Origin of the sequence: Rhodococcus spongiicola, assembly GCF_004011835.1 — a bacterium.
Lineage (GTDB): Bacteria > Actinomycetota > Actinomycetes > Mycobacteriales > Mycobacteriaceae > Prescottella > Prescottella spongiicola.
This window is the reverse complement of record NZ_RKLN01000003.1, coordinates 261,047-281,368: the sequence shown is the minus strand read 5'-3', so window position 1 is coordinate 281,368 and position 20,322 is coordinate 261,047. Positions and strand designations below refer to the sequence as shown.

The window sequence follows — 20,322 nt, the reverse complement described above, 5'->3', positions numbered from 1 at the left end:
TAGGGAGGGTGTTGTGGGGCGAAGGGGTTCACGCGCAGGCGTGCGACGTCCGGGTTTCCCCCGCGCGCGGTCACACCTGGCAAAGGTCCTCCTCGGTGTCAGCCTCGCCGGCACGCTCGTTGCGGGTATGCCCGGCGCCGCCCCTGCGGTTCCGCCGCCACCTCCCAATCCGTCCGATGCCGAGCTCGAGAGTGGACAGGCCCAGGTGTCGGCCGGAGTTGCGCAGGTCAGTGATCTGATCAACCAGGTGGCCAGTGCCAATCAGGAACTCGCTCGACTCGACGACGAGGTCGCGATCAAACGCGAGGACGTCAACCGTGCGCTCGTCGACCTCCAAACCGCGCGCGACGAGGCCGACGCCGCAGGAGAGCTCGTGAACCAGAGTCGGCAGGCGATGCGAGACGCGGACGCCCGGATCGAGCAGGCAAAAGACCGCCTCACCAACTATGCCGTCGAGAGCTACACGAAGGGCCGCAACGCCGCGTCGCTGGTGTCATACCTCGGGGCCGAGGGCCCCGAGGACATCCTCGAGCGCGCACTGATCATGCGCCGCCTGGCTGCCGGTCAGAAGGCGGTCCTGGACAATCTGCAGCGGGCACGAACCGAGCAGGCCAACCGGGAGTCGGCCGCGCGCGAGGCCAAGCGGCGTGCCGACGCCGCCAAGGACACGGCGAATGCGAAGAAGGTCGAGGCCGAGCAAGCGATTGCCGGCGTTCGCGCTGCCTTGGAGGAACAGGGGTCCCGAAAGGCGGAGGTGGAGGCCGCCCGTGACGCTGCGCAGGCGCAACTTGCCGCTGCGCGCGACAACGTCGCTGGGCTGCAGGGGCAACGCGACGCCTACATCGCGTGGGACAACCAGCGCAGGGCCGAGGAAGCCGCCGAAGCAGCTGCCGCCGCCGCGGCAGCGGAAGCAGCGGGCCGGGTGGCGGAGGACCGGGCCGCGCAGGAGCGTGCAGCCCAACTCGCCGAGGGCCAGCGACCACACACCCAACTCGACGACGAGGATTCCGGCGGGTGGACGCCACCCGTCCAGCCGGCGCCGAGCCCGGTGCCACCCTCCGTGTCGGGAAGTGACGCGATCGAGACCGTGATCGACCGTGGTATGTCGCAGCTCGGCGTGCAGTACGCGTGGGGCGGCGGCAATGCCAACGGCCCGACGCTCGGCATCCGAGACGGCGGCGTCGCCGACAGTTTCGGAGACTTCAACAAGGTCGGGTTCGACTGCTCCGGACTGATGATCTACGCATTCGCCGGCATTGGGATCTCGCTGCCGCATTATTCGGGCTACCAGTACACGGCGGGTACCCAGGTGCCGTCGTCGCAGATGCGCCGCGGCGACATGATCTTCTACGGCCCCAACGCGAGCAAACATGTCGCGCTGTACCTGGGGGGCGGACAGATGCTCGAGGCGCTGCAGTCGGGCACGGTTGTCCGGGTTTCCGCGGTGCGATGGGACGGGATGACCCCCTACGCTGTTCGTATGGTGTCCTAGCTCACGTCGTCCGCGTGCCGGGGTGTGCAGGTTCCTGAGATAGTTGAGCGGACAGGCAAGTCGATCCGATCGATCTAGTTGGAAGCGGGGATTCTCGGTGACCTCACGTGACGGTGCTGTGGCTGGATCCAGCTCGGAGGGGGCGGCGCACGGCAGTGCGGGGTCACCGGCGGCTGATCTCGCTCAGGACGTGCACACCCTCGAGCGGGCGATCTACGAGGTCAAGCGTGTGATCGTAGGCCAGGACCGTTTGGTCGAGCGCATGCTCGTGGGAGTGCTCGCAAAGGGGCACGTCCTGCTCGAGGGCGTTCCCGGTGTTGCGAAAACCCTCGCCGTCGAGACGTTCGCGAAGGTCGTCGGAGGTTCGTTCTCCCGCGTCCAGTTCACCCCCGACCTCGTCCCGACCGACCTGGTCGGTACCCGCATCTACCGGCAGGGACGTGAGGAGTTCGACACCGAACTCGGACCGGTCGTGGCGAATTTCCTGCTCGCCGACGAGATCAACCGTGCCCCCGCGAAGGTGCAGTCCGCACTGCTCGAGGTCATGGCAGAGCGGCACGTGTCGATCGGCGGCAAGACATACTCGATGCCCGAACCCTTCCTCGTGATGGCCACCCAGAACCCGATCGAGAGCGAGGGGGTGTACCCGCTGCCGGAAGCCCAGCGCGACCGCTTCCTGTTCAAGGTGCTCGTCGACTACCCCTCGGTCGAGGAGGAGCGCGAGATCGTCTACCGGATGGGGATCGCGGCGCCGGAACCGAACCAGATTCTCGACACCCAGGAACTCGTCCGGTTGCAGTCGGTCGCGAGCAATGTGTTCGTCCATCATGCGCTGGTGGACTACGTGGTGCGGGTGATCACCGCGACGCGGACACCCCGCCAGTTCGGGATCGAGGACGCCGCGGGATGGATCGCCTACGGTGCATCGCCGCGTGCGACGCTCGGCATCATCTCGGCGGCGCGTGCACTCGCGTTGCTTCGGGGCCGCGACTACGTCGTCCCGCAGGACGTGCTCGAGATCATCCCCGACGTGCTGCGGCACCGCCTCGTGCTGTCCTACGACGCCCTCGCCGACGAGGTGTCGCCCGAGGCTGTCATCAACCGGGTGCTCCAGACCGTCGCGGTGCCGCAGGTCGGGGCGCAACCGGTGGCTGCGCCGATGGCGCCCACGTTCGATCCCGGCCCCATGCCCGCAGCAACGTCGGGCTCCCCGCAACAGTGACGCGGCGCAAGGGCGCGGTGCCGTCGTTCCGTTCCGGGTCGCTGCGCGACCCGGAGATGGCGGCAGCGTTGCGGACCCTCGAACTGACCGTTCGCCGCCGCCTCGACGGCGTCCTGCACGGCGATCACCTCGGCCTCATCCCGGGTCCCGGTTCCGAGCCCGGGGACGCTCGCGAGTACCAGCCCGGCGACGACGTCCGGCAGATGGACTGGTCGGTGACCGCGCGCACGACGCACCCGCATGTGCGGCAGACCGTTGCAGATCGCGAACTCGAGACGTGGCTCGTGGTGGATCTGTCATCCAGTCTGGACTTCGGCACGGTGGGCTGCGAGAAGCGTGACCTCGCAATCGCGGCCGCGTCCGCGGTGACATACCTCGCCGGCAGCAGCGGGAATCGGATCGGAGCGATCGTCGCCACCGGTGATCGGACCAGGCGGATCCCGGCCCGGCCCGGTCGGGTGCACTCCCAGGCCATGCTGCGCCGCATCGCGTCCACTCCGCACGCCGCCGACGGCGTCCGCGGCGATCTTCGCAGCGCTCTCGAATCCCTGCGCAGACCGCAGCGCCGACGGGGCCTCGTCGTCGTCATCAGCGACTTCCTCGGCCCGATCGACTGGGAACATTCACTCAGGGCGCTGTCTGGGCGGCACGACCTCCTCGCCGTCGAAGTCCTCGACCCGCGTGACCTGGAACTGCCCGACGTCGGCGATGTCGTCCTGTTCGATCCGGAATCCGGACGCACGCGGGAGTTCTCGACGACGCCCAAGTTGCGGGCCGATTTCGCGCGCGCGGCGCAGGCCCACAACGCGGACGTCGACGCCACACTTCGCCGGTGCGGTGCGCCGCGGCTGAGCTTGCGCACCGATCGGGACTGGATCGGTGACGTCGTGCGATTCGTTTCCGCTCGGCGGCACACTTTCGGCGCACCCGGCAGTCGGGTGGCGCGCGGATGAGCCTGTCGCAGTTCACGTCCCCGTGGTGGCTGCTGTTCGTACTGGTCGTCGCTGCGCTGGCGGTCGGGTACGTGGTGATCCAGCGTCGCCGGCAGAAGAATGTCCTGCGGTTCGCGAACCTGGACCTGCTCGAGAAGGTTGCGCCGAACCGCCCGAACTTCACCCGTCACATCCCGACGGCGCTGCTGCTCGTCGGCCTGCTGTTTCTCACCGTCGCACTCGCCGGGCCGACCGCGGACCAGCGGGTCCCGCGCAATCGGGCGACCGTTGTGCTCGCCATCGACGTCTCGCTGTCGATGAAGGCGACCGACGTCGAACCCAGTCGCCTTGCCGCCGCCCAGGAGGCGGCGAAGTCGTTCGCCGACGGCCTGACCCCGGGTATCAATCTCGGCCTCGTCGCGTTCGCGGGTACCGCGTCGGTGCTGGTGTCGCCGACGCCGAACCGCGACGAGACCAAGGCTGCGATCGACAACCTCCAGCTCAGCGAGCGCACCGCAACCGGCGAGGCGATCTTCACCTCGCTGCAGTCGATCGACACCCTTGCCGCTGTGCTCGGCGGCGGCGAACAGGCGCCGCCCGCACGGATCGTGTTGCTCTCCGACGGCAAGCAGACGGTTCCCGAGTTCTCCGACGACCCTCGCGGCGCCTTCACCGCGGCCAGGCAGGCCAAGGAGGAGGGTGTCCCGATCTCCACGATCTCGTTCGGGACCAGCTACGGCTCCGTCAACATCGAGGGGGACCGGATCCCGGTCCCGGTCGACGATCCGTCGTTGCGCGAGATCGCGACCCTGTCCGGGGGCAACTTCTTCCGGGCGACGAGTCTCGAGGAACTGCGCGATGTCTACGACACTCTCGAGGAGCAGATCGGCTTCGAGAATGCCCGCGGCGACGCGAGCCGGCCGTGGCTGGTCCTCGGCGTGTTGTTCACCGCGACAGGCATGGGGACGGCGCTCGTGCAGCGGCAACGCCTCCCGTGAGCGCTCGCGTGCCGATCCAGTCCGTCTCGAAGTTTTGCACCTGTGCCCGTAATCCACAGTCGAGCAGATAGGTTGATCGCATGTCGAATATCAGCAAATCGCCCCGTTCGGTGCTCGTGACCGGAGGCAACCGCGGCATCGGACTCGCCGTGGCGCGGCGCCTGTCGGACGATGGCCACAAGGTCGCCGTCACACACCGCGGATCCGGAGTTCCCGAGGGGCTGTTCGGGGTCAAGTGCGACATGACCGATTCCGAGTCTCTCGACCGTGCGTTCAAAGAGGTCGAGGAGCACCAGGGCCCGGTGGAGGTCCTGGTGGCCAACGCCGGAATCACCGACGACACGCTGCTCATGCGGATGAGCGAGGAGCAGTTCTCGCGAGTCCTCGACGCCAATCTGACCGGCGCGTTCCGGTGCGCCAAGCGCGCCAATCGGGCCATGCTGAGGGCTCGCTGGGGCCGGATGATCTTCCTGGGTTCGGTCGTCGGTCTCGCGGGCCAGGCCGGCCAGATCAACTACGCAGCATCCAAGGCCGGCGTCATCGGGATGGCCCGGTCGATCACCCGGGAGCTGGGCTCGCGTTCGATCACCGCGAACGTGGTGGCGCCGGGCTTCATCGAGACCGACATGACCGCGGATCTGTCCGACGACCTACGCGACACCGCCAAGAAGTTCATTCCGCTGCAGCGCCTGGGCAAGCCCGAGGACGTCGCTGCGGTGGTCAGCTTCCTCGCTTCCGACGACTCGGCGTACGTTTCTGGTGCCGTGATCCCCGTGGACGGTGGCATGGGTATGGGCCACTAGCCCGGCTCGAGCCGTCACGCACCCACTGAGCACACAGAGACTTTCATTTACAGGAGGACCACCACCCATGAGCGGATTGCTCGAGGGCAAGACCATTCTCGTCACCGGCATCATCACCGATGCATCCATTGCGTTCCACGTCGCAAAGGTCGCGCAGGAGCAGCGCGCGACGGTGCTCATCACCGGGTTCGACCGGCTGCGTCTGATCGACAGGATCGCGCAGCGTCTTCCGCAGCCGGTACCGCCGGCGATCGAGCTGGATGTGCAGAACCCCGAGCATCTCGCGACGCTCGCCGACCGGGTTCGGGAGTTGGCCCCCAACGGGATTGACGGTGTGGTGCACTCGATTGCCTTCTCACCGCGGTCGGGTCTGGGTAGCCCGTTCCTGGACGCTCCGTGGTCGGACATCTCGACAGCACTCGAGGTCTCGGCGTATTCCTACGCGTCGCTCGCGAAGGCACTGCTGCCGGTGCTCAATGACAACGGTTCGATCGTGGGCATGGACTTCGATCCCTCGCGTGCGATGCCGTTCTACAACTGGATGGGGGTGTCCAAGGCCACCCTCGAGGCCGTCAACCGCTACGTCGCGAAGGAAGTCGGCGGGCGTGGCATCCGTTCCAATCTTGTTGCGGCAGGTCCGGTCAAGACTCTCGCCGCGAAGGCGATCGCGGGCGACGCGACCGGTTCGGGTGCGGAACTGAACAAGATGAACACCGCGTGGGACGAGGTCGCCCCGATCGGGTGGGATGTCGACGACCCGACGGCCGTCGCCAAGAGCGTCTGCACACTGTTGTCGGACTGGCTGCCGGGCACCACCGCGTCGATCGTCTATGTCGACGGCGGCTTCCATGCGATGGCCGGCTGACCCGTTGGTCGTTGCCGTCCGGGGACTGGCCACAATGGGAGCATGAGCGGTCAGCAGGAAACGGAATTCGACGCACTACTAGTGCTGTCCTTCGGCGGCCCCGAAACGCCGGAGGATGTGCGGCCGTTCCTCGAGAACGTCACCCGCGGACGTGGTGTCCCACCGGAGCGCCTCGACGCGGTCGTGGAGCACTATATGCACTTCGGTGGCCGGTCCCCGATCAATGCGCTCAACAGGGACATCATCGAACGCGTCGAGAACGAATTGCGTTCGGCCGGAATCGATCTACCTGTGTACTTCGGAAACCGGAACTGGCATCCCATGGTCGAGGACACCGTCGCTCGCATGCGCGACGACGGAGTCCGCAATGCGCTGGTGTTCCCGACGTCAGCGTGGGGTGGCTATTCAGGCTGCCGTCAGTACCACGAAGACATCGCCCGCGCCCGCGCCGCGGTCGATGCCGCTCCGGCCATGACGAAGCTGCGACAGTACTACGACCACCCGCTGCTGATCGGGGCGTTCGCGGATGCGATCCACAGTGCGCGGGAACAGCTCTCGCCCAGTGTGCGCGACCGCGCGAGGCTGGTGTTCACGGCGCATTCGGTGCCGGTGGCGGCCGACGCCGCCGCCGGCCCGGCGAGCGACGGCGGGCATCTCTACAGCCGACAGGTCGCCGACGCCGCACGCCTGTGCGCGGAGGCGTGCGGCGTCGACGAGTTCGACCTGGTGTGGCAGTCACGGTCCGGTCCGCCCCAGGTGCCGTGGCTCGACCCCGACATCTGCGACCACCTCGAGAGCGTCGCCGCGGCGGGTACCTCGGCAGTGATCGTGTGCCCGGTCGGATTCGTGTCCGATCACCTCGAGGTGGTGTGGGACCTCGACACCGAAGCCCGGGACAAGGCTGCCGAGCTGGGGATCGAGTTCGCCCGGGCCGCAACGCCGGGCACTGACCCGCGGTTCGCTCGCCTGGTGGTCGAGCTCGTCGAGGAGCGTCGCTCCGGCACGATGCCCGCACGTCTCGGCCGAGAACCGTTGCTCGGTGCCACCGCAAACGGCAGGCCGTGCGCGGTCGATTGCTGTGTCCCGGTCAGACGCCCCGACCCGAACTGACCGGTTCATCGCTCTTACCCGTTCGGGCGCCACGGACGACGCTTCGATGCCCGTTGCCGAGTAGCGCCTCGAGCGCCTGTGCTTGTTTCGACGAGGCTGTGGCTTGCAGATGCCATCTCCGGCGGGGCCGACCTCGGTAGGGCGGGTCGTTCGTGTCGAATGTCTTTCCTTCAGCTTGCGCGATGGCCGTCGAGGAAAGTCTCGACAAGTGCGTTGGGGTCGAACTCTGCAACGATCGATTCGGCTCCACTGCGTGCCAACATGCCGAACAGCATCAACGGTGCGAGGAGGATCAGAAGCTTCTGTACGGGGTCACCTGGTGCGAGTTGTCCTCGATCTTGGTGTGTTGCGATCACGTGCACCGCATTGAGCAGATTCGGCATGAACGTAGCCGTCGCGGCGCGTAGCTCCGGGTGGCGTTGCATCTCGACCAGCAGTGTCCCGACAGCGCCGCCGTGCATGCGGTTGGTCTCGGCAAAGGCCGTAGCTAGGGCGACAAGATCTGCGGTGACGTCGTCGGTCGTGGTCACGTGGGCGAACGGAGCTTTGGCCAGAACCTGTGTCAGAGCCGTGCTGATCAGGGTGGCCTTGTCGCCGTAACGGCGAAACAGCGTCGCCTCGTTGACGCCGGCTCGACTGGCGATCTCCTGCGTTGTAGTGGCTCGGTATCCGCGTTCGGCGAAGACCGCGACTGTGGTGTCGAATAACCCACCAACGTCTATATACCTGGGCATATGCCTCCGAACTCCGCACACGGTTCCGATTCGAACCAGACGTCCACTTAATGCAAGTATATACTTGCATTAAGTGGGTACCGGGACAGGAGGTCGGTGATGACCAAGCCGGAACAGCTCCCTCGCGACCATGACAGTTACCCGACCGCGAGATCGCGGCGTTCGAGGTTGTGGCGGTTGAAGATACGGCTGCAGTTCACGGGCTGGCTTCAATACCTCATCGCCGTCAACGTCGCGATCGTGTTCCTCGTCGTCTCGGCTGCCGGATGGCTGATCGGAATCTGGCAGCCGCTGTTGTTCTGGTTGCCCCTGGCGATCGGCCTGCTGTTACTCGCTACCGCGATTTTCGATGTCATCACCCTGAAATGGGGCCTGCGCCCGACCGAGTCGATGCCAGAGCGCAAGGATGACCTCGACACCTTCGACCTGATCCGCTCGAGACGCTCCTGTCACTCCTTTCAGCGCCGCGATCTCACCGAGGCCGACCGAGCCGAGCTGATGCGAGCAGTCGAGGAATACACCAGACGGGACCGCCTGATCGGCACCGGCCCGATCCGACTCGAGTACGTCGCAGCTCCATTGACCATCTGGCCGGGAGTGGGTGCGCACGAGTTCCTCGTCGCGATCGCTCCATACAGCTACGACCGCCTGGTGCTTGTCGATGTCGGCCGCAGTCTGCAGAAGGTGGTGTTGCAGGCCACTCGTATGGGGGTGAGTACCTGCTGGATCGGCCCGGGTGCCGACCAGAGCAGCGTCGTCGAACACCTGGGTAGCCGTTTCGATCCGGAGAAGGATCATGTGGTCTGTGTCTGTGCGGTGGGATACCGATCACGCCTCGAGCCCTTGTTCGTCCGCGTGATGGAATGGATAGCTCGTCGCCGCCTGCCGCTGGAGTCGCTGTTCTTCTCCGATCCGCACTGTGAGGTGCCGCTGGCAGTCGACAAACCGCCCTTCTCGTCGTTCGGCCGCTGCTTTGAGGTGTGTCAGTGGTCGCCGTCGTCGTACAACGCGCAGACCACCCGATGCGCGGCGGTGACAGAACTGGTAGGGGGCGAACAGAAGGTGGTGCGCTTCGACTTCTATGCCACCACCGCATCGCGGTTCTATGCGCCTGTGGCGGTGGGAATCTGGTGTGCGAACTGGGAAACCGGCTGCGACGCGCTGGCCATCCCGGGCCATTTCGCGGTCGTGCCGGAAGATGCGCGCAGCACTGGCGACGTCCCCGAACTGCCCCGGTACGACGTGAGCTGGATCGCCGACCCGAAGAAATAGCGTTCGCACGTCGTGGCCAATTCAGGCCGCCCGGAATGCTGCCGCCTGGTAGTACCAAACAATGACTCTCACCTGCTGTGGATCAACTCATGGGGTCCGGTCACGTGCGATGTAGGAGGTACCCGGTGAAGCGCTATGTCAGTGAGACTTGGCGTGCAGTCCCGCGGAGCGGCCTGAACGGTGCAGCCCCGATCGTCTTCGTCACGACGGGTATCACGTGGGGCGCCCAGGGCTTCGGCACGGCCGTGGGTGTCTTCGTGGCGGGCGTGACCGGTGCGGCGGTGGTTCTGCTACCTGCGGCCCGCGCATCGGTGAACTCGGCGGCGCGCGGTTCCTGACGCCGACGGGTTCAGGCGCGGTGCGCGGACCGAGCGCAGGCCGTAACGGCCGCAACACGGGCGGTTCGCACCGCCGTCCACAGAGGACGCAGAAGGCGCTCGTGGGCTGCGGTGCTCGATGCGGAAGTGCCCTCCGTAGGTGAATCCTGTTCGGCAACAGTAAGAATGGCAGCCACCCGGTCAGCGGAGTCGAGGATGCGAAGCGCGCGGGTCGGCACGGAGCCGGGGTACCGGTGGCGTGCGCGATCTTCGAGTGCCTCGGATATGCGGCGATCCGGGTCCGTGCCGGGTCGCCCGGTGCGTACGGACGACAGCTGCAGAAGGGCGTCGGCGGCGTCTCGGATTGCCTCGCGCATCGCGCGCTCGGCCTCGCCCAGTCCGCTGTGTTCGGTGATCATGGGCAGGGTCGCGACCGGAAGAACCGTCCACCGCAACACATCCGGGCCCTCGACCGTAGGAACGATTCCGATACCCGGACGACCGGGCTCACCGACGAGCACACCCTCGCCGACGTCTAGCGCCGATCGGGCGAAACCGGTCCCTACCGGAAGCCCACGGACATCACCAGGCACAGGCAATACCAACCGCACCTCGGCCATAGGGGACTCGGTGGCCTGCCGCACCAGCTGGAGCAGGATGGGCGCCGCTCCGTCCTGCACCCCCGGCCAGTCCAGGCCGGTGGACAGCGCGGTCTCTGCATCGGACGCCCCGACAATATGCATGGGCGCCCACTGGTGGAGAGCGTCGATCACGTCGTCGGGTGCGCTGTCGCCGGCGAGCCAGGAACCGGCCCAGACGGTCAGCGTCTCGCTGGGGGAACTCACGGTTAACGAGCATAGGACGGCGTGGCGGGATCCGCGCTCACCTCGTACTCGCCTAGCGTGAGGTGCCGTGAACGCGAGCAACGTGTACGGCGACATCTTTGCCGGTCACCCGCGGACCCGGAAGCCCCGGGCGCCGGAGGTGGCCGCCGATCGAGACTTGGTGGTGGAGGACGCGGAGACCGGATTCTGCGGGGCCGTGGTCGGGATCGAGCGCACCTACGACGGGGACTTCGTACGCCTCGAGGACGCCGCTCGCCGCACCCGGTTGTTCGCGATGCGTGAGGCGGCGTTCCTGATCGACGGTCGTCCGGTCACCTTGGTGCGCCCGAGCCCGCAGGCGCAGAAGGCTCCGCAGCGGACCGCGTCGGGGTCGACACGCGTCGAGGGGTTGCGTGCCCGCACCGCCCTGCCCAGTCGGATCTGGGTCGAGGGCGTACACGATGCGGCGCTCGTCGAGCGTGTGTGGGGCCATGACCTGCGGGTGGAGGGGATCGTTGTCGAACACCTCGAAGGCCTCGACAACCTCGCCGACCGCCTGGCCGAGTTCCGGCCCGGCCCAGGCCGCAAAGTCGGGGTTCTCGTCGATCACCTCGTTACCGGTTCCAAGGAGGAGCGGCTGACGCAGGGTCTGGGCCCGCACGTGATGGTTACCGGCCACCCGTACATCGACGTGTGGGAGGCGGTACGGCCCAGGGCCGTCGGCATCGAGGCGTGGCCGGACGTTCCGCGTGGTCGGGACTGGAAGGAGGGCGTGTGTGCCGCGCTCGGATGGGGAACGGCGCAGGAGGGATGGCGCCGCGTCTACGGCGCTGTGGGCAGCTTCCGCGACCTCGAGGCGCCGTTGATCGGTGCGGTCGAACGCCTGGTTGACTTCGTGACGGACGACTGAACGCGGCCCTTCCGCAGATCCTCGCGTTTCCGGCCCGGTCGCATGCCAGTTCGGCAAGCCGCGTTTCTGGTTAGATGGTTGTGTGGCGGCTTTGATTTGGCTGATAGCAGGGGTGTTGTTGGCGTCTGCCGAGGCATTGGTCGGGGAGTTCTTCCTGCTGATGCTCGCCGGCGGGGCGTTGGCGACAGCCGGCTTCAGCGCGGTGACCGACTTCCCGGTGTGGATCGACGCGGTCGTGTTCGGCGTCGCATCGTTGGCGCTCGTGCTCGGGGTACGTCCGATGCTGTTGCGGCGTTTCGGCACCCAACCACTCGAACTGACCAACGTTGCTGCACTGACCGGCAAGACGGCGCTGGTGCTCGAGGAGGTCGCCGAACACAGCGGTCAGGTCAAGCTCGAAGGTGACGTCTGGACCGCGCGTCCGCTCGACGTCACCGAGGTGTATTCGCCGGGGACGACAGTCACGGTGATGGAGATAGACGGCGCCACTGCCGTCGTGTGGAGGGGACCGTAGAAGACATGGAAGCACTCATTGTTCTGGCAGTACTGGTCGTACTCGTCGTGATAGTGGTCGCAAAGTCGGTGGCGCTGGTGCCGCAGGCTGATGCGGCTGTGATCGAGCGTCTGGGCCGCTACATCAAGACCGTGTCCGGTCAGCTGACGTTCCTGGTGCCGTTCGTGGACCGCATCCGGGCCAAGGTGGACCTGAGGGAGCGGGTCGTCTCGTTCGCGCCTCAGCCGGTGATCACGCAGGACAACCTGACGCTGTCGATCGACACCGTCGTGTACTTCCAGGTCACCAACCCGCAGGCGGCGGTCTACGAGATCAGCAACTACATCGCCGCCGTCGAACAGCTCACGATCACCACGCTCCGCAACGTCGTCGGCGGCATGACCCTCGAGGAGACCCTCACCTCGCGTGACTCGATCAACGGTCAGTTGCGCGGTGTACTCGACGAGGCCACCGGTCGCTGGGGTCTGCGCGTCGCCCGGGTCGAGCTCAAGAGCATCGATCCACCGCCGTCGATCCAGGAGTCGATGGAGAAGCAGATGAAGGCCGACCGCGAGAAGCGGGCGATGATCCTCAACGCCGAAGGTCATCGCGAATCGGCGATCAAGACGGCGGAGGGCGACAAGCAGAGCCAGATCCTCGCAGCTGAGGGTGCCAAGCAGGCGGCGATTCTCTCGGCCGAGGCTGAGCGCCAGTCCCGGATCCTGCGCGCGCAGGGTGAGCGCGCCTCCAAGTACCTGCAGGCGCAGGGTCAGGCGAAGGCGATCGAGAAGGTGTTCGCGGCCATCAAGTCGGGCAAGCCCACCCCGGAACTGCTTGCGTACCAGTACCTTCAGACGCTTCCGCAGATGGCGCAGGGTGACGCCAACAAGGTATGGCTCGTGCCCAGCGACTTCGGTGATGCGCTCAAGGGGTTCGCGAAGACCCTCGGCGCGCCCAGTGAGGACGGAGTGTTTCGGTACGAGCCGAGCCGCACTGAGCACGAGGACCTCCCGCGGCCCGAGGACGACTCCGAAGAGGTCGCCAGCTGGTTCGAGACCAAGACCGACCCGGAGGTCGAACGGGCCGTGCGTGCCGCGGAGGCGGTCGCCCGCAAACCGGTCGAGAGCCCGCTGACCCAGGAGCACCTGCTCGGGGCCGGTGACCAACGCGAGGAGTTGCCGCCCGGGCAGGCGTAGGCGACGCCCGACGGCCCGAAGCCGACTGCCGCCGCCCGAGCAGCGAGCTGTGCGAGCGGGTCCGCTCAGGTGACCAGAGCCCAACCGACGCCTGCCACGGCGATCGCCCACAGCACACTCGTGAAGGTGCCGATGATGAACTGCTCGGACGCGTGGGGTTCGCGGAGTTCGGGGTAGCGGGCGAGACCTTTGACGGCGAGGACGACTGCGATGCCTTCCGGCCAGCCGGCGAGGACGGCGACTGCCACGGCGGTCCGCTCGAGGAGGCCGATCACCCGGCCGCCCCGTAGCGGGCCGTCGTCCGGTTCAGGTCCGGCGTCGGGTTGGCGTTGCGCGAACCGGAAGGCGGCCAGCACCATTGGGGCTCCTCCGGTGGCTGCTGCGGCCACGGTCAACACGTAGACCATGGCGAGAGTGAATCCCTGCGCCGGTGGCACCGTAGTCGCCGCGAGAGCCGATCCGGCGAGCCCAGCCACCGCGACGATCGGGGCGGTCCGGGCGACGATCCCGCGCTTGCTGGGGCCGATCCCCAGCCGCCCGGCGGCTGTCCCCACCAGCGCCGCGATCGCGACGAGTATCAGACTGAGCGCGGTCATCGATCGGCCCTCCCGAGTAGTCGTGTGGCCAGGCGCCTGCCTGGGCCGTCGGCGTGCCACCCCGCGGCCGCGAGGCGTTGCGAGACTGCCTGCTTGCTGATGCCGAGTTCGGCGGCTGCCTCGGACTGGGTGAGCCCGCGCTCCATCAGGTCCACCGCGGCCTGCCCCTGCGGGGACCGTCTGGCGACCACGAGTGCGATCAGTGTCAGTGCGGTATCGGCGTCCAGGGCGGTATCGACGTCCGACGCCTCGACGGCCACCGCGCCGGGAGCCTTCTTCGCGCGATCGACGGCTGCTCGCGCGGCTTCGAACGCCGGGCCCCGGCCGGCGCGCGTCTGAGCGGGCAGGGGCTGTTCTACCTCCCCGACGCCGATACCGACGCTCCAGTGGCCGCGGCGGACCAGGTCGAGAGCGACGTCGACGACCGCCTCGGGATCGTCGGTGACGGCTTGCACCTCGTCTCCGGCGGTTCTCTCGAATTGGCGCAGGAGTGGTCGACTCCCGAGGTCAGTGAGAAGCGGCGCTACTCGGTCGACGTCGTTTCGGCTGTCGCGCTGGTCCACGGTCAGGACGAACATGGAGAAAGGCTAAGGCCTTGACTCACAAATATCAAGCCTTAGAGCTTTACTACGTCGGGTTCGGGTTCAGCCCTTGACTGGGGTACGGGCGTCGAAGACGAGGCCCAGGAGACCGATCAAGATACAGATTGCCGAGAGGACGAGGAGTGCTGGATCGGTCTGGCCGGTCAGTACATCTGCGAGGAGGACGACACCGATTGTGCCGGGAAGGATCCCGACGACTGTGGCCAGGGTGTAGGGCAGTGTGCGGACCGACGACACGCCAGAGCAGTAGTTGACGACCGCGAACGGGATCGGGGCGATCAGCCTGAGGGATCCGACCGCGAGCCAGCCGCGTCGCGCGAGTCGATCGTCCACCGCCCTGGCGGTGGGGTGGGTCAGGCGGGCAGCGAACGTATCACGTCCGATCGCGCGAACCAGTAACAGGGCGAGCACGGCGCTGATCGTCGTCGCTGCGACGGCGACGGTGATACCGGTGGCGGCACCGAACAGCACGCCCGCGCTGACGGTGAAGATCGTGCGGGGGATCGGCGCCACCGTCAGCACCACGTGCACGACGAAGAACACCAGAGGAAAGGCCGGGCCCACCCCGTCGGCCCACGTTCGAACCTCCTCGATCGACGGACGCGGCACCATCGCCGCCGCCACGAACAACGCGCCCAGCCCGATGAGAGCTCCGAGAACTCGGGGATCCCTCAGTCGCGCAATCACAAGCGATCACGATACGCGGAAGCGAATGGCGCGACCAGCCGAGACGGGTCAGTCGCAGCCGGGCGTCTCGACCGGCGAGCTCGGCCGTCGGCACGTGACCGTCGCGTATGCACAGACACGCCCGTCCGCCCCGGTACTGACGACGCGAGCGACCGCCATGGACCGGCCTGCATGAACGATCTCGGCGGTGAACTCGACGTCTCCGTCGATGGGTGTGGGCCGGAAATAGTTGATGCGCATCGAGGCGGTACGCATCGGAGCTTCCGGCGAGCTGACGGCGGCGTTGCCGGCCAGGTCGATGGCGCACGCCTGGACGCCGCCGTGCATCACCCCGAGCTTGTTCGCCAGCGCAGAATTGGGAGGAACGACGAGCCGAGTGCCGTCCCCCTCCGCGAACAGTCCGCCGATTCGCGTCAGCGGCGAGACCGATGCCGGGGGGATCGAAGCCGGGGGGATTGAAGCCGGGGGGATTGAAGCCGGGGGCTCGAGCGGGCGCTCGACGCCGTTGCCGGGGCTGGGATCGGGGCCGGGGCCGGCGTCGACGAAGTTGCCCCACGCGGTTCCGGTGGCGATCAGATTGCCGGCGCTGTCGTGTATTGCCGTACTGCTGACCCCGCCGTCCCGTGTGACCGAGACGACGCGACCGTCGGCGTGCAGCTCCGGGCCGAGCCAACCTGTCGGCGTGACGAAGTCGAGCGACAGGTCGGTCGTAACCAGGCCGGCTCGTTCGCCTCGGCGGTCCCACAGCGTGAAACCGAGGATGTCGTCGGCGAGGACGCCCAACGAAGCGGAGTGAGAGGCGGCCTGGGGGTCAACGGCCTGGGGGTCAACGGCCTGGGGGTCGAGTCCGTCGATGTCCATGGTGAGGCGGTTGAAGCCGTCGAGTCGCTGTGGCCGACGCATTCGGAACAGCCGTTGAGGGGTGATCGGCTCACCTTCTTCCAGCACGTTCGCAATGCTCATGAATGGAGGCTAGCGAACCGAGGGTAGCCTGACGTCCGCGTTGCGGCGGATGCGGTTAGCATCACAGATCAGAGGATCGTAATCGTCCCATTTGTTTACCCGATTGGAAGTCCGTTCGCGATAGGTGAACGCCAGGAGAGTGAGAGGGAGCCGCCCCGTGTCACCAGCTTCAGAGGCCGAGGACGCCGCGCGCGCCTACACGGAATGGCAGCAGGCCGTGGCCGGCGTGCTCGCCAAGTCTCGTCGCGTGGACGCTGCCGAGCTGGGCCCGGAACCGCAGAAGCTTCTCGAGACAACCACGTACGACCGTGTCACCGTCTCGCCGCTGTACACCAGGCGGGACGAGCTTCCCGAGGCCCCGCTGCCGGGCCAGTTTCCCTTCGTCCGTGGCGCAGACGGCACCCGCGACGTCAACTCCGGCTGGCTCGTCAACGCGCGTTTCGGTCAGGACGGACTGGACGCCGCCGATGTCAATCGCGCGATCCTCGACGGACTCGAGAACGGTGTGAGCGCCGTGTCGCTGTCGATCGGTGGCAAGAACCTTCCCGTCCCCTCACTCGACGCTCTGCTCGAGGGCGTGCTGCTGGATCTGGCGCCGCTGACCCTCGACGCGGGTGCGGACACCGTCGCCGCGGCGCAGCAGCTCTACGCACTCGTCGACGAGCGTGTCGGCGCGAGCGGCACCGACCGTGCCCGGATCCGGGTCGGGCTGGGCGCGTCCCCGCTCACCGATGCGTTCTCGGGTGCGGCCGGTATCGAGCTCGACGAGGCCCTCGCTCTCGCGGACACCGCCGCGTCCCGCGAAGAAGCCGTTCGTGCGATCACGGTGGACGGCACCGTATTCCACAATGCGGGTGCCGGCGATGCCGAAGAACTCGGCGCGTCGATCGCGGCCGGTGTCGACTACCTCCGAGCGCTGACCGGGCAGGGGTTGACGATTTCGGCAGCGTTGGCCCAGCTCGAGTTCCGGTTCGCCGCCACCGACGACCAGTTCCAGACCATCGCGAAGTTCCGTGCCGGACGCCAGGTCTGGGCGCGTGTGGCGCAGGTGTGCGGCGCCGCCGAGTTCGGTGGCGCGGTCCAGCACGCGGTCACCTCGGCCGCGATGATGTCGCAGCGTGATCCGTGGGTGAACATGCTCCGCACGACCCTCGCCGCATTCGGTGCGGGCGTCGGCGGTGCCGACTCGGTGACGGTCCTGCCGTTCGATGTCGCGCTGCCCGCCGGTGCCGCCGGTGTCTCGAAGTCGTTCTCCGAGCGGATCGCCCGCAACACCCAGCTGCTGCTGCTCGAGGAGGCCCATCTCGGTCGCGTTCTCGATCCGGGTGCCGGTTCGTGGTACGTCGAGCAGTTGACCGCGCAGGTCGCCGAGAGGGCGTGGGAGTTCTTCCAGCAGATCGAGGCCGTCGGCGGCTACCGTGCCGCGCTCGCGGCCGGCCTTGTCGCCGACCGGATCGCCGCCACGAAGGCCACCCGCGACTCCGACATCGCGCACCGTCGAACGGCTGTCACGGGTGTCAACGAGTTCCCGAACCTCGATGAGAAGCCGCTGCCCGCCGATGCCGCAGAGACCGGTGCCACCGTCGCCCGCTACGCTGCCGCGTTCGAGGCGCTTCGCGACCGCTCGGATGCGTTCCTCACCGCGAACGGCGCTCGGCCGCAGGTGCTCCTGGCGCCGCTCGGTCCGGTCGCCGAGCACAACGTGCGGTCGACCTTTGCGGCCAACCTGCTCGCCTCCGGCGGCATCGAAGCCGTCAACCCGGGTCCGCTCGATCCGACCGACGGCAGCATCGCCAAGGCCGTCGAGGAGTCGGGCGCGAGAATCGCGGTCCTGTGCGGCACCGACAAGCGCTACGGCGAACAGGGTGCCGTGGCCGTCGCCGCGCTCCGCACTGCCGGAATCGAGCGGGTGCTGCTGGCCGGCCCCGAGAAGACCTTCAAAGATGCCGAGGGCGGCCCCGCCGATGGGCGTCCCGACACATTCCTGACCGCCCGCATCGATGCAGTCGCAGCGCTGACCGAACTGTTCGATGCAATCGAAGCTGGGAGCATCAAGTGACAACGAACGAGGTCGAGCACCTCATCGGCAGCTTTGCCGATGTCGCGTTGACGGACCCGGAGTTCCCGCAGCCGGCCGCCCCCACCGCGGAGCAGAGCGACGCGCTCGTCGAGAACGTCGCTACTGCGAACAACTACACCACCGATGAGGTGGTGTGGTCGACGCCCGAGGGCATCGACGTGCGTCCGGTGTACACCAAGGCCAACCGGGATACGGTTGAGGCCGAGGGGTACCCGCTCGGCAGCTTCCCGGGCATCGAGCCGTTCGTGCGCGGCCCGTACCCGACGATGTACGTCAACCAGCCGTGGACGATTCGCCAGTACGCGGGTTTCTCCACCGCTGCGGAGTCGAACGCCTTCTACCGCCGCAACCTTGCGGCCGGGCAGAAGGGCCTGTCGGTCGCGTTCGATCTCGCGACGCACCGGGGCTACGACTCCGACCATCCACGGGTGCAGGGTGACGTCGGCATGGCCGGTGTGGCGATCGACTCGATCCTCGACATGCGACAGCTGTTCCACGGGATCGATCTTTCGCAGGTGTCGGTGTCGATGACGATGAACGGCGCGGTGCTTCCGATCCTTGCGCTGTACGTCGTGGCGGCCGAGGAACAGGGTGTGGCCCCCGAACAGCTGGCCGGAACCATTCAGAACGACATTCTGAAGGAGTTCATGGTCCGCAACACGTACATCTACCCGCCGAAGCCGTCGATGCGGATCATCTCCGACATCTTCGGCTACACGAGCACGAAGATGCCGCGGTTCAACTCGATCTCGATCTCCGGCTACCACATCCAAGAAGCCGGCGCGACAGCCGATCTGGAGCTGGCGTACACCCTCGCCGATGGCATCGAGTACATCCGCGCAGGTCTCGACGCGGGCATGGACATCGACAAGTTCGCGCCACGGCTGTCGTTCTTCTGGGCGATCGGCATGAACTTCTACATGGAGGTGGCCAAGCTGCGGGCAGGCCGCCTGCTGTGGGCCGAGCTCGTCGACAAGTTCTCCCCGAAGCTGGCCAAGTCCAAGTCACTGCGCACCCACTCGCAGACGTCCGGTTGGTCGCTGACTGCGCAGGACGTGTTCAACAACGTGGCGCGGACATGCATCGAGGCGATGGCCGCGACGCAGGGGCACACCCAGTCTCTGCACACCAACGCGCTCGACGAGGCGCTGGCGCTGCCGACCGACTTCTCCGCCCGCATCGCCCGCAACACTCAGTTGCTGATTCAGCAGGAGTCGAACACGGTCCGGCCGATCGACCCGTGGGGCGGGTCGTACTACGTCGAGTGGCTCACCCACGAGCTCGCGAATCGAGCCCGCAAGCACATCGCCGAGGTCGAGGAAGCCGGCGGCATGGCACAGGCGATCGGTGAGGGGATCCCGAAACTCCGCATCGAGGAGGCCGCGGCCCGCACCCAGGCACGGATCGACTCGGGTCGTCAGCCGGTCATCGGCGTCAACAAGTACCAGATCGACGAGGACCACGAGATCGAGGTCCTCAAGGTCGAGAACTCGAAGGTGCGCGCCGAGCAGATTGCCAAGCTCGAGCAGTTGCGCGCCGAGCGCGACGAGTCCGCCACGCAGGCCGCGCTCGCCGAGCTCACCCGGGCGGCCGCGTCGTCCGAAGGCGGCATGGAGAACAACTTGTTGGCCCTCGCGATCGACGCTGCCCGCGCCAAGGCGACCGTCGGTGAGATCTCCGATGCGCTCGAGAGGGTCTACGGGCGCCACCAGGCCGAGATCCGGACCATCAGCGGTGTGTACCGGGACGAGGCCGGAAAGGTGAGCAACATTTCCAGAGCAACCGAACTCGTCGAGAGGTTCGCCGAGCTGGAGGGCCGCCGTCCTCGTATCCTCGTCGCGAAGATGGGCCAGGACGGTCACGACCGAGGGCAGAAGGTGATCTCCACGGCCTTCGCGGACATCGGCTTCGACGTCGACGTCGGACCCCTGTTCCAGACCCCCGAGGAGGTCGCCGCACAGGCGGCCGACAACGACGTACACGTCGTGGGCGTGTCGTCGCTGGCGGCGGGCCACCTCACCCTGGTGCCCGCGCTCCGGGAGGCGCTCGCCGCGGTCGGCCGCCGGGACATCATGATCGTCGTCGGCGGCGTGATCCCCCCGGGCGACTTCGACGAGCTGTACGAGGCCGGGGCCGCGGCGATCTTCCCCCCGGGCACGGTCATTGCGGACGCTGCCACCGGGCTCCTCGAGAAGCTGGCCGCCCAGCTGGGTCACGACCTGTAGC

General features: G+C 67.3%; 20 protein-coding genes. 14 read left to right on the top strand and 6 right to left on the bottom strand.

The annotated features are described in order from the left end of the window. Positions 1-40: 40 nt before the first annotated feature. The 7 genes from EF834_RS09370 (at position 41) to EF834_RS09340 (ending at position 7,422) form a co-directional block, all read left to right on the top strand. Positions 41-1,492, top strand: a complete 1,452-nt coding sequence (locus tag EF834_RS09370) for an NlpC/P60 family protein (protein WP_408014490.1) — start codon at positions 41-43, stop codon at positions 1,490-1,492. Between the two features lie 97 nt (positions 1,493-1,589). Continuing rightward, on the top strand, positions 1,590-2,714 hold the full coding sequence (locus EF834_RS09365) for an AAA family ATPase (protein WP_127946951.1): 1,125 nt from the start codon (positions 1,590-1,592) through the stop codon (positions 2,712-2,714). A gap of 56 nt (positions 2,715-2,770) precedes the next feature. After that, complete coding sequence (locus EF834_RS09360; protein WP_127947316.1) at positions 2,771-3,667, top strand: DUF58 domain-containing protein; 897 nt, start codon at positions 2,771-2,773, stop codon at positions 3,665-3,667. Further along, positions 3,664-4,644: a VWA domain-containing protein gene (locus EF834_RS09355; protein ID WP_127946950.1), complete on the top strand. Its 981-nt coding sequence runs from the start codon at positions 3,664-3,666 to the stop codon at positions 4,642-4,644. Before EF834_RS09360 ends, EF834_RS09355 begins: the two co-directional genes overlap by 4 nt. A gap of 80 nt (positions 4,645-4,724) precedes the next feature. Then, the gene (gene fabG1, locus EF834_RS09350) at positions 4,725-5,447 is read left to right on the top strand and encodes a 3-oxoacyl-ACP reductase FabG1 (RefSeq protein WP_127946949.1); all 723 of its coding nucleotides are present in this window, start codon (positions 4,725-4,727) and stop codon (positions 5,445-5,447) included. Positions 5,448-5,514: 67 nt separating this feature from the next. Next, complete coding sequence (gene inhA, locus EF834_RS09345) at positions 5,515-6,312, top strand: NADH-dependent enoyl-ACP reductase InhA (protein ID WP_127946948.1); 798 nt, start codon at positions 5,515-5,517, stop codon at positions 6,310-6,312. Between the two features lie 42 nt (positions 6,313-6,354). Continuing rightward, complete coding sequence (locus EF834_RS09340; RefSeq protein WP_127946947.1) at positions 6,355-7,422, top strand: ferrochelatase; 1,068 nt, start codon at positions 6,355-6,357, stop codon at positions 7,420-7,422. 170 nt (positions 7,423-7,592) lie between these two features. On the opposite strand, the gene EF834_RS09335 is transcribed toward EF834_RS09340, so the two are convergent. Next, positions 7,593-8,156, bottom strand: a complete 564-nt coding sequence (locus EF834_RS09335) for a TetR/AcrR family transcriptional regulator (RefSeq protein WP_127946946.1) — start codon at positions 8,154-8,156, stop codon at positions 7,593-7,595. Positions 8,157-8,333: 177 nt separating this feature from the next. Between EF834_RS09335 and EF834_RS09330 the strand changes: the two genes are divergently transcribed. Together EF834_RS09330 and EF834_RS09325 are read left to right on the top strand one after the other, a co-directional pair. Next, on the top strand, positions 8,334-9,428 hold the full coding sequence (locus tag EF834_RS09330) for a nitroreductase family protein (RefSeq protein WP_235871083.1): 1,095 nt from the start codon (positions 8,334-8,336) through the stop codon (positions 9,426-9,428). Positions 9,429-9,553: 125 nt separating this feature from the next. Further along, positions 9,554-9,766, top strand: coding sequence for a hypothetical protein (locus EF834_RS09325; RefSeq protein WP_127946944.1), 213 nt, complete (start codon positions 9,554-9,556; stop codon positions 9,764-9,766). An 11-nt stretch (positions 9,767-9,777) separates the two neighbouring features. On the opposite strand, the gene EF834_RS09320 is transcribed toward EF834_RS09325, so the two are convergent. Further along, positions 9,778-10,590 (bottom strand): hypothetical protein, encoded by an 813-nt coding sequence (locus EF834_RS09320; RefSeq protein WP_127946943.1) that lies wholly within the window; start codon positions 10,588-10,590, stop codon positions 9,778-9,780. A 67-nt stretch (positions 10,591-10,657) separates the two neighbouring features. Between EF834_RS09320 and EF834_RS09315 the strand changes: the two genes are divergently transcribed. The 3 genes from EF834_RS09315 (at position 10,658) to EF834_RS09305 (ending at position 13,168) form a co-directional block, all read left to right on the top strand. Next, on the top strand, positions 10,658-11,479 hold the full coding sequence (locus EF834_RS09315) for a DUF3097 domain-containing protein (protein WP_127946942.1): 822 nt from the start codon (positions 10,658-10,660) through the stop codon (positions 11,477-11,479). Between the two features lie 82 nt (positions 11,480-11,561). Further along, a complete protein-coding gene (locus tag EF834_RS09310) occupies positions 11,562-11,993 on the top strand; it encodes an NfeD family protein (RefSeq protein ID WP_127946941.1) in 432 nt (143 codons plus the stop codon). Positions 11,994-11,998: 5 nt separating this feature from the next. Further along, positions 11,999-13,168: an SPFH domain-containing protein gene (locus EF834_RS09305; protein ID WP_127946940.1), complete on the top strand. Its 1,170-nt coding sequence runs from the start codon at positions 11,999-12,001 to the stop codon at positions 13,166-13,168. Between the two features lie 65 nt (positions 13,169-13,233). On the opposite strand, the gene EF834_RS09300 is transcribed toward EF834_RS09305, so the two are convergent. From EF834_RS09300 to EF834_RS09285, 4 genes are all read right to left on the bottom strand, one after another. After that, positions 13,234-13,764: a hypothetical protein gene (locus EF834_RS09300; RefSeq protein ID WP_127946939.1), complete on the bottom strand. Its 531-nt coding sequence runs from the start codon at positions 13,762-13,764 to the stop codon at positions 13,234-13,236. Then, positions 13,761-14,342, bottom strand: a complete 582-nt coding sequence (locus EF834_RS09295) for a hypothetical protein (protein ID WP_127946938.1) — start codon at positions 14,340-14,342, stop codon at positions 13,761-13,763. The genes EF834_RS09300 and EF834_RS09295 overlap by 4 nt, the downstream gene beginning before the upstream one ends. Before the next feature lie 66 nt (positions 14,343-14,408). Continuing rightward, entirely contained in the window at positions 14,409-15,053 is a 645-nt protein-coding gene (locus tag EF834_RS09290; RefSeq protein ID WP_206615224.1) for a TVP38/TMEM64 family protein, read from the bottom strand. A 48-nt stretch (positions 15,054-15,101) separates the two neighbouring features. Next, a complete protein-coding gene (locus EF834_RS09285; RefSeq protein ID WP_127946937.1) occupies positions 15,102-16,016 on the bottom strand; it encodes a PaaI family thioesterase in 915 nt (304 codons plus the stop codon). A gap of 157 nt (positions 16,017-16,173) precedes the next feature. Here EF834_RS09285 and mutA point away from each other — a divergent pair, with 157 nt between their 5' ends. Beyond that, the gene (mutA, locus tag EF834_RS09280) at positions 16,174-18,075 is read left to right on the top strand and encodes a methylmalonyl-CoA mutase small subunit (protein ID WP_127946936.1); all 1,902 of its coding nucleotides are present in this window, start codon (positions 16,174-16,176) and stop codon (positions 18,073-18,075) included. Further along, a complete protein-coding gene (scpA, locus tag EF834_RS09275; protein ID WP_127946935.1) occupies positions 18,072-20,321 on the top strand; it encodes a methylmalonyl-CoA mutase in 2,250 nt (749 codons plus the stop codon). The genes mutA and scpA overlap by 4 nt, the downstream gene beginning before the upstream one ends. Position 20,322: the final 1 nt, after the last annotated feature.

Bases quoted from the DNA above. Each gene is read 5' to 3' on its own strand.
- EF834_RS09360 (WP_127947316.1), top strand. From the start codon at position 2,771: ATGGCGGCAGCGTTGCGGACCCTCGAACTGACCGTTCGCCGCCGCCTC.
- EF834_RS09355 (WP_127946950.1), top strand. From the start codon at position 3,664: ATGAGCCTGTCGCAGTTCACGTCCCCGTGGTGGCTGCTGTTCGTACTG.
- EF834_RS09300 (WP_127946939.1), bottom strand. From the start codon at position 13,764: ATGACCGCGCTCAGTCTGATACTCGTCGCGATCGCGGCGCTGGTGGGG.
- EF834_RS09305 (WP_127946940.1), top strand. From the start codon at position 11,999: ATGGAAGCACTCATTGTTCTGGCAGTACTGGTCGTACTCGTCGTGATA.
- fabG1 (WP_127946949.1), top strand. From the start codon at position 4,725: ATGTCGAATATCAGCAAATCGCCCCGTTCGGTGCTCGTGACCGGAGGC.
- EF834_RS09335 (WP_127946946.1), bottom strand. From the start codon at position 8,156: ATGCCCAGGTATATAGACGTTGGTGGGTTATTCGACACCACAGTCGCG.
- EF834_RS09340 (WP_127946947.1), top strand. From the start codon at position 6,355: ATGAGCGGTCAGCAGGAAACGGAATTCGACGCACTACTAGTGCTGTCC.
- inhA (WP_127946948.1), top strand. From the start codon at position 5,515: ATGAGCGGATTGCTCGAGGGCAAGACCATTCTCGTCACCGGCATCATC.
- EF834_RS09285 (WP_127946937.1), bottom strand. From the start codon at position 16,016: ATGAGCATTGCGAACGTGCTGGAAGAAGGTGAGCCGATCACCCCTCAA.
- EF834_RS09295 (WP_127946938.1), bottom strand. From the start codon at position 14,342: ATGTTCGTCCTGACCGTGGACCAGCGCGACAGCCGAAACGACGTCGAC.